At 59.9% G+C, this 11,881-nt stretch carries 13 protein-coding genes; 3 read left to right on the forward strand and 10 right to left on the reverse strand.

The features are described from left to right. Nucleotides 1-5 precede the first annotated feature (5 nt). The 8 genes from CFB10_RS04600 to CFB10_RS04635 all read right to left on the reverse strand — a co-directional run bounded on the left by CFB10_RS04600 (nt 6) and on the right by CFB10_RS04635 (nt 6,101). Complete coding sequence (locus CFB10_RS04600) at nt 6-662, reverse strand: hypothetical protein (protein WP_020012155.1); 657 nt, start codon at nt 660-662, stop codon at nt 6-8. Nucleotides 663-783: 121 nt separating this feature from the next. Then, nucleotides 784-1,665, reverse strand: coding sequence for a 3-hydroxybutyryl-CoA dehydrogenase (locus tag CFB10_RS04605; RefSeq protein WP_020012154.1), 882 nt, complete (start codon nt 1,663-1,665; stop codon nt 784-786). 116 nt (nt 1,666-1,781) lie between these two features. Beyond that, entirely contained in the window at nt 1,782-2,711 is a 930-nt protein-coding gene (locus CFB10_RS04610; protein ID WP_020012153.1) for an electron transfer flavoprotein subunit alpha/FixB family protein, read from the reverse strand. Nucleotides 2,712-2,736: 25 nt separating this feature from the next. Then, nucleotides 2,737-3,483: an electron transfer flavoprotein subunit beta/FixA family protein gene (locus tag CFB10_RS04615; protein ID WP_020012152.1), complete on the reverse strand. Its 747-nt coding sequence runs from the start codon at nt 3,481-3,483 to the stop codon at nt 2,737-2,739. A gap of 184 nt (nt 3,484-3,667) precedes the next feature. Next, entirely contained in the window at nt 3,668-4,441 is a 774-nt protein-coding gene (locus CFB10_RS04620; protein ID WP_020012151.1) for a rhomboid family intramembrane serine protease, read from the reverse strand. A 32-nt stretch (nt 4,442-4,473) separates the two neighbouring features. Continuing rightward, nucleotides 4,474-5,052 (reverse strand): cob(I)yrinic acid a,c-diamide adenosyltransferase, encoded by a 579-nt coding sequence (locus tag CFB10_RS04625; protein WP_020812917.1) that lies wholly within the window; start codon nt 5,050-5,052, stop codon nt 4,474-4,476. Between the two features lies 1 nt (nt 5,053). Continuing rightward, on the reverse strand, nt 5,054-5,251 hold the full coding sequence (locus CFB10_RS04630) for a twin transmembrane helix small protein (RefSeq protein ID WP_004445622.1): 198 nt from the start codon (nt 5,249-5,251) through the stop codon (nt 5,054-5,056). 16 nt (nt 5,252-5,267) lie between these two features. Next, complete coding sequence (locus CFB10_RS04635) at nt 5,268-6,101, reverse strand: SDR family oxidoreductase (RefSeq protein ID WP_003509588.1); 834 nt, start codon at nt 6,099-6,101, stop codon at nt 5,268-5,270. 180 nt (nt 6,102-6,281) lie between these two features. Here CFB10_RS04635 and CFB10_RS04640 point away from each other — a divergent pair, with 180 nt between their 5' ends. Further along, nucleotides 6,282-7,199: a YihY/virulence factor BrkB family protein gene (locus CFB10_RS04640; RefSeq protein WP_026364028.1), complete on the forward strand. Its 918-nt coding sequence runs from the start codon at nt 6,282-6,284 to the stop codon at nt 7,197-7,199. On the opposite strand, the gene gluQRS is transcribed toward CFB10_RS04640, so the two are convergent. Beyond that, on the reverse strand, nt 7,167-8,066 hold the full coding sequence (gluQRS, locus tag CFB10_RS04645) for a tRNA glutamyl-Q(34) synthetase GluQRS (RefSeq protein ID WP_020012148.1): 900 nt from the start codon (nt 8,064-8,066) through the stop codon (nt 7,167-7,169). The two genes, CFB10_RS04640 and gluQRS, sit on opposite strands and share 33 nt — an antisense overlap. 39 nt (nt 8,067-8,105) lie before the next feature. On the opposite strand from gluQRS, the gene CFB10_RS04650 reads away from it, so the two are divergent. Then, nucleotides 8,106-8,762 carry a DNA-3-methyladenine glycosylase gene (locus CFB10_RS04650; RefSeq protein ID WP_020012147.1) on the forward strand — a complete coding sequence of 219 codons (657 nt, stop codon included), beginning with the start codon at nt 8,106-8,108 and terminating at the stop codon, nt 8,760-8,762. Nucleotides 8,763-8,775: 13 nt separating this feature from the next. Here CFB10_RS04650 and CFB10_RS04655 read toward each other — a convergent pair whose 3' ends face one another. After that, nucleotides 8,776-10,194, reverse strand: coding sequence for a short-chain fatty acyl-CoA regulator family protein (locus CFB10_RS04655; protein WP_020012146.1), 1,419 nt, complete (start codon nt 10,192-10,194; stop codon nt 8,776-8,778). A 118-nt stretch (nt 10,195-10,312) separates the two neighbouring features. Between CFB10_RS04655 and CFB10_RS04660 the strand changes: the two genes are divergently transcribed. Beyond that, complete coding sequence (locus CFB10_RS04660; protein WP_020012145.1) at nt 10,313-11,845, forward strand: acyl-CoA carboxylase subunit beta; 1,533 nt, start codon at nt 10,313-10,315, stop codon at nt 11,843-11,845. The last annotated feature ends 36 nt before the right edge of the window (nt 11,846-11,881 follow it).

The following is an 11,881-nucleotide window of genomic DNA, read 5'->3' on the forward strand; positions in this document are numbered from 1 at the left end:
TGAGATCAATATAACGGGTCGATCGACACGCCGTAATAAAGACCTCGACCAACACGGCCCTCATTCCCTTCGAGGGTGACGCCGAAGCCGGCTTCAATTTCCTTCAAGACCGCGGCCTTTATGGATGCGCTGGTCGACGCCTTGTAGGTAATTGAATAATCCAGATCTGCCTTGAAGGCAGAACGCACGATATGTGCATTCCCCTTTTTTCGCTGTTTATCGAGAATGTTTCGGCACTCGGGCCCGAGACCGTTTTCGATGGCTTCGAGTTTGTCGAGGCCATATTCAAGATATTCGATATTGTTGAACTTGATCGTCAGATTGCTCACGTATTTTGCGCTGGTTGAAAAGCCGAGTTTCTGGAGATTGTCTCCATTGAAGGAGAAATCTTTCTTGCGTCCGAAATCGGTTATTTCTCCCGCCCCTTTTTCAGGCGCTCCAGGAAGCTTTACGTATTCCGGAGAGCATATGTAACCAAGAGAGACATCATCCTTGTCGTTATACCGATTGACTTTTTTCCAGACGATGTTGCCTGGCCCATAGTTGGTGCTGGGCGGAACCGTCGTGAGATAGCCAGACTTTCTGACGATTTCCCGCGGATTCTCCGAAACACAACCTGTAGCGAGAATGGCAACAACAGACATCGCGATATAAATTTTCATGAAAAACCCCCAAGAATCACACTCTTGACATTGAGGTTTTCGCGCGCTGTGTGTCAACATTTTAAGTTGTATTTTAGTAAATACAACTGATTATTCTATCTGGCAGGCCGCAATCAAAGGCTCAGCGCGTGGGGACCGGCGTCTCGCCGCGATAGTCGTAGAATCCGCGGCCTGATTTGCGGCCGAGCCAGCCGGCCTCGACATATTTGACCAGCAGCGGGCAGGGGCGGTATTTGCTGTCGGAGAGACCGTCATGCAGCACCTGCATGATCGACAAACAGGTATCGAGACCGATGAAATCGGCAAGCTGCAACGGTCCCATCGGGTGGTTGGCGCCAAGCCGCATGGCGGTGTCGATGGCTTCCACCGAGCCGACGCCTTCATAAAGCGTATAGATCGCCTCGTTGATCATCGGCAGCAGGATGCGGTTGACGATGAAGGCCGGGAAATCCTCGGCGACGGTGATCGCCTTTTCCAGCGTCCGCACATAATCCTTGGCCGCGTCGAAGGTCTTTTCATTGGTGGCGATGCCACGCACCAGTTCCACCAGCTTCATGACCGGCACCGGGTTCATGAAGTGGATGCCCATGAACTGTTCGGGACGATCGGTAGCGGATGCAAGCCGGGTGATGGAGAGCGAAGACGTGTTGGTGGCGAGCAGCGCTTCGGGCTTCAGGACCGGGCAGACCTGTGCATAAATCTTGCGCTTGACCTCTTCATTTTCCGTCGCGGCCTCAATGACGAGATCCATGGCTGCGAGATCATTGATGTCGGTCGATCCGCTGATCAGCGCCAGCGCCTGCTTGCGGGCGTCGTCCGAAAGCTTGCCGTTGGTGACCTGGCGGGCGAGATTGCCGTTGATCGTGGCGAGACCGGCCTCGATGCCTTCCTTGGAAAGATCGTAGATATGAACCCTGTAGCCGGCAATGGCGGAGACATGCGCAATACCGCATCCCATCTGACCGGCTCCGATGACACCGATGTTTTTAAAGGGGGCGGTCATAGGCTGGTCTCCTCTCAGGGATTTTGTCTGCGTTATTGCCGGCGATGTTACGCATATCGCCGAAAAAGAGAAGGCGGCGCGTTTAAAAAACGCGCCGCCTCCAATTTATGCTTAAATTACAGCGATTTTTCGAGTTCCGGCAAGGCTTCGAACAGATCGGCGACGAGGCCGTAATCCGCAACCTGGAAGATCGGCGCTTCTTCATCCTTGTTGATGGCGACGATGACCTTGCTATCCTTCATGCCGGCCAGATGCTGGATGGCGCCCGAAATGCCGGCGGCGATGTAAAGCTGCGGGGCAACCACCTTGCCGGTCTGGCCCACCTGCCAGTCGTTCGGCGCATAACCGGCATCGACGGCCGCACGGCTGGCGCCAACGGCGGCGCCGAGCTTGTCGGCAACGGGAAGGATGACTTGCCTGAACTTTTCCGAAGAGCCGAGCGCGCGGCCACCCGAGATGATGATCTTGGCCGACGTCAGTTCCGGACGATCAGACGACGCCAGCGCATCGGAAACGAAGCTGGAGAGGCCGGGATTTTCTGCCGCGCCAATGGTCTCGACCGCTGCCGAACCGCCTTCGGCCGCTGCCGCAAAGGCGGTGGGGCGCACGGTGATGACCTTCTTCGCATCGGTTGCCTGCACGGTCTGGATGGCGTTGCCGGCATAGATCGGGCGCTTGAAGGTGTCAGCGCTGACGACCTCGATGATTTCCGAGATCTGGGCCACATCGAGAAGGGCCGCCACGCGCGGCGTCACGTTCTTGGCCGATGCGGTGGCCGGGGCGATGATGACGTCGTAGGAGGGTGCGAGCGAAACGATCAGCGCGGCCAGCGGCTCGGCGAGCGCGTTGGCATAGGAGGCGTCGTCGGCAAGCAGTACCTTGGCAACGCCGGAAAGTTTCGCCGCCGCGTCTGCGGCACCCTTTGCGCCAGAACCGGCGACCAGCACATGCACGTCGGAGCCGATCTGCGTTGCCGCCGTCAGCGTCTTGCCCGTCAGGTCGGAAAGGGTTGCGTTGTCGTGTTCTGCCAGAAGAAGAATGGCCATGAGAATATCTCCCTTTTCCGAAACCTTAGAGGACGCCGTCGGCTTTGAGCTTTTCGACCAGCTCGGCAACCGAGCCAACCTTGATGCCGGCCTTGCGGCCTGCCGGCTCTTCGGTCTTCAGCACCTTCAGGCGCGGCGAAACGTCGACGCCGAAATCGGCCGGCGACTTTTTGTCGAGCGGCTTCTTCTTCGCCTTCATGATGTTCGGCAGCGAGGCGTAACGCGGCTCGTTCAGACGAAGATCGGTGGTGACGACGGCGGGAAGCTTCAGCTCAACCGTCTGCAAACCGCCATCTACTTCACGGGTGACCGCGACCTTGCCGTCTGATGGTACGACCTTGGAGGCAAACGTGCCCTGGCCCCAGCCGAGAAGGGCGGCCAGCATCTGGCCGGTCTGGTTCGAATCGTCGTCGATCGCCTGCTTGCCGACGATGACGAGACCGGGCTGTTCAGCCTCGGCAACGCCCTTCAAAAGCTTGGCGACGGCGAGCGGCTCAACGGTTTCGTCGGTCTCGATCAGGATGGCGCGGTCAGCGCCCATGGCAAGCGCCGTGCGCAGCGTCTCTTCCGCCTTGGCCGGACCGATCGACACGACCACGACTTCTTCGGCCTTGCCGGCTTCCTTCAGGCGTAGCGCCTCTTCCACCGAGATTTCGTCGAACGGGTTCATCGACATCTTCACATTGGCGAGCTCAACGCCTGAACCATCCGATTTCACGCGGATCTTAACGTTGTAATCGACGACTCGTTTAACGGGGACAAGGATTTTCATCGGCGGCTTTCCTCAAACTCCTGTCCGCTTTGGCCAGTTGACCGCGCGGACCTCCAAAAACAGGTTGGCGACATGGATAAGCATTTTTCCCGCAAATACAACGGAGCAATCTTCATTATCACATGCACGTAAGGCATATCTTACGTTGACGTTAACGTAAATACTCTATCTCTGACGCAGGGTCTCATCTACCCCCGTCATAGCCCCGTTCGATTTGCGACAACCCTGTTGTTTGCGACGTATTCTTGAACTGCGCCGCCCTCGGCGCAACAATGGTTCGGTCAAACAGGGGCACGCCTCGCCTGCGCATGAAAACCACCAGGATCGCACCTGCAATTATGCCGCCGACATGGGCGCCCCAGGAGACGTTTTCTTCAAGCCCCAGCGCCAGCATCAGGAACTGCTGGCCAATCCACAGCGCCAGCGGAATGAAGGCGGGCAAAGGAAGCGGAATACGCATGAGAACCAGCACCCAGACACGCACCCTGGGATGCAGCAGGAAATAGGCCGCGACGACGCCGGAAACCGCACCCGAAGCGCCGATCAGCGGCCCTTCCGATGTGGGTGAGACGACGCCGTGAAACAGCGCGCCGACAATGGCGCAGGCAAGATAGAAAATCAGGAAACGGAAATGGCCAAGCGCGTCCTCGACATTGTCGCCGAAGACCCAGAGAAACAGCATGTTGCCGGCCAGATGCCAGAAATCGAGATGCAGGAATGCGTAAGTGACAACAGTCAGATCGTCAGGCACCACCTGCAGCGCCGGTTCCAGATAAGCATAATCGAACACGACGGCCGGAATGAAACCAAGGCCGAGCGCTGCGGCATTGGCCTCGGTATCGCTGGCAAGCACGCCGGTAAACAGCCAGACCAGCACATTGACCACGATCAGGCCGATGGTGACATATTGCAGCCGGATATGTTTGAGGGAATTCGCATCGTGCAGCGGTATGAACATCGAACGCCCTTCATTTGCGCAAGTGGTGCGATCTAGCGGTTCTTGCCGGGAACCCACAATATGTCTGCCTTGCCGGCATCATTGGCAAAACGGGCCGCGACGAACAGGAAATCGGACAGGCGGTTGGCATATTTCAACGCTGCCGGACTAACGATCTCATTCTCGGAAACGGAAAGTTCCACCATCAGCCTCTCCGCCCGGCGGCAGACGGTGCGCGCCAGGTGCAGATTGGCCGCCGCCGCGCTGCCGCCCGGCAGCACGAAAGAGGTCAGCGGTTCGAGGGCGGCATTGAGTTCGTCGATTTCATTTTCCAGCCGTGTGACCTGGCTTTCGACGATGCGCAGGGGCTCGTAAGAAAGCGGCTCGCCACTATCAGGTGTGGCGAGATCGGCGCCGAGATCGAAGAGATCGTTCTGGATGCGAAAGAGCATGGCATCCAGCCGTTCCAGCCCGCCCGTATGCAGTCGCGCGACGCCGATGGCCGAATTGGTCTCGTCCACCGTGCCATAGGCCTCGACGCGAAGATCGTGCTTCAGCCGGCGCGGGCCGGAAACCAGCGCGGTCGTGCCTTTGTCGCCGGTGCGGGTGTAGATCTTGTTCAGTTTCACCATGTCAGCGGCCACCGCCGGTGAGCCAGAGGGTGAGCATGATCAGCGCGATGGCGATGGCCTGCAGGAGAAGGCGAAGCTGCATCAGCTTGTTGGACCGGTTGGCATCCTGCCCCTTCAGCATGTTGAAGAGGCCGCGTATCAACACGATGACGACGAGGCCCATGACGATAAGGGCCAGAACGGTGGTGAAGCCGGACATGCGGTATTACTCCTCCTCAATCGAATCTGCGCAGCAGACGATAGAAAAGTCCGGCAGGCAAGAGCCGTTTCAGGATAAGCCCCTGTTTGGCTGGCACCGTGACGGGATAATGCGGCTTCGGTTTTGCCGCCGTCAGGGCGTGTTTCAGCACGGCATAAACCGCATCGGGGCCAAGCTTGTGACGGTTGACGGGACCGGAGCCATCCATGCGCGCCAGCTGGCGTTTATATTCCGCCGCATGGGCCGAATTTTCGAGATCGATATGCTCGTTGATATGGGCAAGCGCCGTCGCGGTGAATTTCGAGGTGATGGGACCGGGTTCGATCAGGCTCACATGGATGCCGCTGCCCTGAAGCTCCATGCGCAAGGTGACCCCCAGTCCCTCAAGCGCGAATTTCGAAGCGGTGTAAGCGCCGCGGTAACGATAGGGCACGAGGCCGAGTATCGAAGAGCAATGCACGATGCGGCCCGCGCCTCGGGCGCGCATGAAGGGAATGACCCGCCGTGTCAGATCGTGCCAGCCGAAGACATTGGTTTCGAACTGGGCTCTCAGCGCTTCGACAGGCAGGTCCTCCACCGCGCCCGGCTGGCCATAAGCGCCGTTGTTGAAAAGCGCATCGATGCGGCCGCCGGTTCGGGCGGCGACGGTATCCACCAGCGCGGCGATGGTTTCCGGCTTGGTGTAATCCATGATCAGGGTTTCGATGCCCTGATTTTCAAGTGCGGCCATGTCGGCGATGCGGCGCACGGTGGCGAAAACCCGCCAGCCGTCCCGGTGGAGCGCGCCGGCGCAATAAGCGCCGATGCCCGAGGAACATCCGGTGATGATGATGACGGGCTTTTCAGACATCTGCCGCTCCGGGAAACCGACTATCGCTCTGGCCCGTTCGACCGGCCCATGGAAAACGCATTGCGCAAAATCCTTTTCAGTGACGGAACCGAAAGCCGGGCTTGCGCGCTGTACAAAGCGAAGCTGATTTCCCATATTCGGGACGAAGTTACAAATGAAATGCCGATGAATGGAGGTGACATGGTTGCCGCAGTGCGCCTGGCAGGCAAGGTTGCCTTCGATGCCTATTCCCATTTCGCCGAGGATGACGGCTGGGCGATGGCGAGCCATATGGCGCTTTCCATCCTGCTGGCGCTGTTTCCCTTCCTGATCTTCGGCACGGCGCTTGCCGGTTTTCTCGGGGCCGACCAGTTTTCCGAAACGGCGGTGCATCTGATTTTCGACACCTGGCCGGAGGCGATTGCCGGGCCGCTGGCGGCGCAGGTGCAGCAGGTGCTGACCATTCCGCGCGGCGGGCTGCTGACGATTTCGGTGCTGGCCGCCGCCTATTTTGCCTCCAATGGCGTCGAGGCGCTCCGAATTTCACTCAACCGCGCCTATCGTGTCACCGAAACGCGATGGTGGTATATCACCCGCCTGCTCAGCCTGCTTTATGTGCTGATCGCCGTGGTCGTCTTTGCCGGCATCAGCATCGTGCTTGTTGCCGTGCCGGTTGCCACCTCTTTTGCCGAGCAGCGGTTCCCGTGGCTGACGGATGTGCTGAACACCATCTCCAGCCTTGGTCTTTACGGCACCATCGTGGTTCTGACGGCGGGGCTGGTGGCCGCGCATCTTTGGCTGCCCGCCGGCAAGCGCCGTATCTGGGATGTCTGGCCGGGCATTCTCTTGACGATGATCTTCTGGGTCATCGGCGCGGCGATCTTTGCCTACTATCTCTCCACCTTCGCCAATTATGCCGCCACCTATGCCGGTCTTGCCTCCGTCATGGTGGTTCTGGTGTTTCTTTATATGGTCGGCGTCATCTTCATGCTCGGTGCGGAGGTCAATGCCGCGCTCATGAAATACAAGGTGCGGCAGATCATCCGCCGCAATATCGGCGGCAGTGGCGCGCGCCGGGAGCGGGAGCTAGAGGAGGCCGACAAGCCGGCGGATATCTGACGGCGTCGCCCCTTCCGCCCGCAGGGCGGAAAGGCCGGTGCTGCCTTCGCTTTTCGAAAGCTTGCGCCCGTCTGCGCCCAAGATAAGCCGATGATGATGATAGTTGGGTTGCGGCAGGTCCAGCAGGTGCTGCAGCAGCCGGTGGATGGCGGTTGCGTGGAAGAGATCCATGCCGCGCACCACATGGGTGATGCCCTGCAGCGCATCATCAACCACAACGGAGAGATGATAACTTGAAGGCGCGTCGGAACGCGACAGCACCACATCGCCCCAGAGCGCGGGAAGGGCCTCGATCCGCCCGGGCCCGCCGTCGCCGCTCTCCTGCCAGAACAGAGGGATGCCGGCGGCGCGGATCCCCTTTTCCATATCGAGCCGCCAGGCGTGCGGACGGCCGGAGGCGAGCAGCGCCTCCCGCTCAGCCTTTGGCCTCTCCCGATCTAAGGCCGGGTAAAGCGGCGCACCATCAGGATCGCGTGGCCAGAGCCTTCCTTCTGCCTCAAAAGTGCGAACGATGGCCTTTGTTTCCCCACGGCTGAGAAAAGCCGGATAGGCGAGGCCCGCGTCGATCAGCCTGTGCAGCGCCGCGCGATACTCATCGAAATGTTCCGATTGCCGCCGCACCGGTTCTTCCCAGGAAAGTCCCAGCCAGCCGAGATCATCATGGATCGCCTGCTCCAGCTCCGGCGTGCAGCGCGTCTGGTCGATATCCTCGATGCGCAGCAGAAAGCGGCCGCCATTGTCCTGCGCCATGTCATGGTTCAGGAAGGCGGAAAGCGCGTGGCCGAGATGCAGCAGGCCGTTGGGGCTTGGCGCAAAACGGTAAACCGGTTTTTGACGGAAAGGCGAAGGCATGGTTTCTTCTGCCATGTTTTAAAGCGCCCCACCAGCCGGCTGGCGGCATATGGAATGACGGACATGAAAATCATTACCGGGATGGATGACATCAGCGAAGGGCTGGAGCATCTCGCCTACCTCGATCCGGCTCTCAGCCTCATTATCGAAAAAGCCGGTCCGCTGGAGCTGCGCATTCACGAGCCCGGCTTTGCCGGCCTTGCCCATATCGTCGTGTCGCAGATGGTGTCGCGCGCCAGCGCCAACGCCATATGGGCGCGTATCCTTACCGGCACCGGCGGCGTGGTCACGGCGGAAAATTATCTCGGCGCACCCAAGGAATTGCGCGCTGGCTTCGGCCTTTCCCGGGCCAAGGCGACGACGCTGGAAGGGCTGGCGCGCGCCGTCACGGAAGGGCAGATCGATCTTGACGGCGTGGTGCGCAAGGAAGCCGCTGCCGCCCTTTCCGAACTGGTTGCGCTTCGGGGTATCGGCCCGTGGACGGCGGAGGTCTATCTGATGTTCTGCGGCGGGCATCCGGATATTTTCCCGGTCGGCGATGTGGCGCTGAGATCGGCGGTGGCCCACGCGCTTGATCTGGAGGTGAGGCCGGAAGCGAAATGGCTGGCGGAGCGTGCGGCGCTCTGGTCGCCATGGCGCTCCGTGGCCGCGCGGCTTTTCTGGGGCTACTACGCCAATATCATGCGGCGCGCCATGGTGCCTTTACCCTGATACTCCCGCGGCGCTAGAAGTCGGCGATCCTGTAGGGCAGGGCTCCGCGCGAAAGATGATCGAAATGCAGCTTGCGTTTCAACGGCGGCACGGCGCGCTGCACGCAATCCACCCTTTCGCAGACCCGACAGGAAATGCCGATCGGCTTGAAGGAGGCCGCATTGCCGAGATCGAGCGTATCGGCATAAACGAAATTCTGTGCATGGGAAATTTCGCAACCGAGTGCGATGGCATAGCGCGGTCTCTCCGTATTGAAGCCGGCGCCAGCTTTCTCGATTTGCGTGGCAATGGAAAGATAGCGCACGCCGTCAGGCGTTTCCGCCAGTTGCCGCACGATGCTGTCGGAGCTTTCGAAAGCCTGATGGATATTCCAAAGCGGACAGGCCGCCCCGAAACGGGCAAATTGCAGCCGCGTGGCGCTGTGGCGTTTGGTGATGTTGCCGGCGCGGTCGATCTTGGCGAAAAAGATCGGCACGCCTTTCATGCCCGGCCGCTGCAAGGTGCTCAGCCGGTGGGCCACCTGCTCAAGGCTCGCGCCGAAGCGCACGGCCAGAAGCTCCAGATCGTGGCGCAGTTCCTGCGCCGCCCGATGAAATTGCCCATAGGGCAGGATGAGGGCTGCGGCAAAATAATTATGCAGTCCGATACGACAGATTTCCGCCGCTTCCGCATTGCGGAATCCGGCGCCGGCCAGCACCCTGGCCACCGTCGCGCCGGCGTGAAGCTGGGCGATCTGCAATGCAAGCTGAAAACAGCGGGTCGGCGCGGCCATGTAGGAGCTGAGAGCGAGCGTTTTGCCGGCGGGGTCGAAATGCCGGATCAGGCCGTCCGCCGCCGCGGTTCGGGTGATATGGATGCCGTAATGGGTACGAAGATGCGCGGCCAGAATGCCGTAGGTCTCGCCGCCTTCTATCTCCAGTTCTTCCGCCAGCTCTTCGGCCAGAAGGTCGATCTCGGCGACGTAGTTGTCGACGAAGTGGAAGAAATCGCGCACCTCCTCATAGGGGGTTCTTTCCACCTGCGCGGTTCCGCGGCCCAGACGATCATCCAGCTGCACCAGCTGCTCGCTGTTCTGCCGGTAAGCCTGATGGGCGCGCAGCAACGCATGGGCAAAACCCGGCGCGTTCTGGGCGATCAGTTTCAGTTCCTGAAGCCCCGGCTCGTAGTTCAGGAACAGCGGGTCTTTCAACGCCTCACGCACGGCGGAAACCAGCCGGTCGCTTTCGCCCGTCGCCAGCTCCGCCATATCAAGCTGGAATTTTTCCACCAGCGTCACCAGAACGCTGGCCGAAACCGGGCGTTGATTGTTCTCGATCTGGTTCAGGTAGCTCGCGGAGATGCCCAGCCGCTCGGCAAATTGCGCCTGCGTGGCGCGGGCGTTTTCGCGAAGGCCGCGCACCTTGCGGCCGATGAAGAGTTTTTCCGTCGCCATATTGCAACTTTGCAAAATTAAATATTGCAAATATTTATGGCACGCATACGCGCACGATCAAGGCTTCTGGCAGACTATTTTCTGCGCTATGGATCGTTTGACAACGCATGGAGGAAACATGCCCGGCATTCTGGAGCAGTTGGAAACGCGGCGGGAAGAGGCGCGGCTCGGCGGCGGCGTCAAGCGCATCGAGGCGCAGCACGCCAAGGGCAAGCTGACGGCGCGCGAGCGTATCGACGTGCTCCTGGATGAAGGTTCCTTCGAGGAATACGACATGTACGTCACCCACCGGGCTGTGGATTTCGGCATGGCGGGGCAGAAGATTGCCGGTGACGGCGTCGTTACCGGCTGGGGCACCATCAATGGCCGGCAGGTCTATGTTTTCTCGCAGGATTTCACCGTGCTCGGCGGTTCGCTGTCGGAAACCCATGCGCAGAAGATCTGCAAGATCATGGATATGGCGGTGCGCAATGGTGCGCCGGTGATCGGGCTGAACGATTCCGGCGGTGCGCGTATCCAGGAGGGCGTGGCCTCGCTCGGCGGTTATGCCGATGTGTTCAAGCGCAATGTCGTCGCCTCCGGCGTCGTGCCGCAGATATCGGTCATCATGGGGCCTTGTGCGGGCGGTGCGGTCTATTCGCCGGCCATGACCGATTTCATCTTCATGGTGCGCGATACCTCCTACATGTTCGTGACCGGGCCGGATGTGGTGAAGACCGTGACGAACGAGATCGTCACAGCGGAAGAGCTTGGCGGTGCCTCCACCCATACGAGAAAATCCTCCGTCGCTGACGGCGCCTATGAAAACGACATCGAGACGCTGGAACATGTGCGGCTGCTGTTCGATTTCCTGCCGCTCAACAATCGCGAAAAACCGCCTGTCCGGCCGTTTCATGACGATCCGGCGCGGCTGGAAGCACGTCTCGATACGCTGATCCCCGACAGCTCCAACAAACCCTACGACATGAAGGAACTGATCCACGCGCTGGCCGATGAGGGAGACTTCTTCGAGCTGCAGGAAGCCTTTGCCCGCAACATCATCACCGGCTTCATCCGCCTTGAAGGCCAGACGGTGGGGGTTGTCGCCAACCAGCCGATGGTGCTGGCCGGCTGCCTCGATATTGACGCCTCGCGCAAGGCCGCCCGTTTCGTTCGCTTCTGTGATGCCTTCAATATTCCGCTGCTGACGCTGGTGGATGTGCCGGGTTTCCTGCCCGGAACGGCACAGGAATATGGCGGTGTCATCAAGCACGGGGCTAAACTTCTCTTCGCCTATTCGGAAGCGACGGTGCCGATGGTAACGCTGATCACCCGCAAGGCCTATGGCGGCGCTTATGACGTGATGGCGTCCAAACATATCGGTGCGGATGTCAATTACGCCTGGCCGACGGCGGAAATCGCTGTCATGGGCGCAAAAGGAGCGGCCGAAATCCTCTATCGTTCCGAGCTTTCCGATCCCGAGAAGATCGCCGCGCGCACGAAAGAATATGAGGAGCGTTTCGCCAATCCCTTCGTGGCGGCGGAACGCGGTTTCATCGATGAGGTCATCATGCCGCATTCCTCACGCCGCCGCATCACCCGCGCCTTCGCGTCGCTGCGCAACAAGAGCGTCGAAACCCGCTGGAAGAAACACGACACCATTCCGCTCTGATTTGCTGCAGGGCTGGAAAAATGCTTCGGCCACCTT

Origin of the sequence: Agrobacterium sp. 719_389, from assembly GCF_900188475.1 — a bacterium.
GTDB classification, from domain to species: domain Bacteria; phylum Pseudomonadota; class Alphaproteobacteria; order Rhizobiales; family Rhizobiaceae; genus Agrobacterium; species Agrobacterium radiobacter.

Bases quoted from the DNA above. Each gene is read 5' to 3' on its own strand.
- CFB10_RS04600 (WP_020012155.1), bottom strand. From the start codon at position 662: ATGAAAATTTATATCGCGATGTCTGTTGTTGCCATTCTCGCTACAGGT.
- CFB10_RS04605 (WP_020012154.1), bottom strand. From the start codon at position 1,665: ATGACCGCCCCCTTTAAAAACATCGGTGTCATCGGAGCCGGTCAGATG.
- CFB10_RS04610 (WP_020012153.1), bottom strand. From the start codon at position 2,711: ATGGCCATTCTTCTTCTGGCAGAACACGACAACGCAACCCTTTCCGAC.
- CFB10_RS04615 (WP_020012152.1), bottom strand. From the start codon at position 3,483: ATGAAAATCCTTGTCCCCGTTAAACGAGTCGTCGATTACAACGTTAAG.
- CFB10_RS04620 (WP_020012151.1), bottom strand. From the start codon at position 4,441: ATGTTCATACCGCTGCACGATGCGAATTCCCTCAAACATATCCGGCTG.
- CFB10_RS04625 (WP_020812917.1), bottom strand. From the start codon at position 5,052: ATGGTGAAACTGAACAAGATCTACACCCGCACCGGCGACAAAGGCACG.
- CFB10_RS04630 (WP_004445622.1), bottom strand. From the start codon at position 5,251: ATGTCCGGCTTCACCACCGTTCTGGCCCTTATCGTCATGGGCCTCGTC.
- CFB10_RS04635 (WP_003509588.1), bottom strand. From the start codon at position 6,101: ATGTCTGAAAAGCCCGTCATCATCATCACCGGATGTTCCTCGGGCATC.
- CFB10_RS04640 (WP_026364028.1), top strand. From the start codon at position 6,282: ATGGTTGCCGCAGTGCGCCTGGCAGGCAAGGTTGCCTTCGATGCCTAT.
- gluQRS (WP_020012148.1), bottom strand. From the start codon at position 8,066: ATGGCAGAAGAAACCATGCCTTCGCCTTTCCGTCAAAAACCGGTTTAC.
- CFB10_RS04650 (WP_020012147.1), top strand. From the start codon at position 8,106: ATGACGGACATGAAAATCATTACCGGGATGGATGACATCAGCGAAGGG.
- CFB10_RS04655 (WP_020012146.1), bottom strand. From the start codon at position 10,194: ATGGCGACGGAAAAACTCTTCATCGGCCGCAAGGTGCGCGGCCTTCGC.
- CFB10_RS04660 (WP_020012145.1), top strand. From the start codon at position 10,313: ATGCCCGGCATTCTGGAGCAGTTGGAAACGCGGCGGGAAGAGGCGCGG.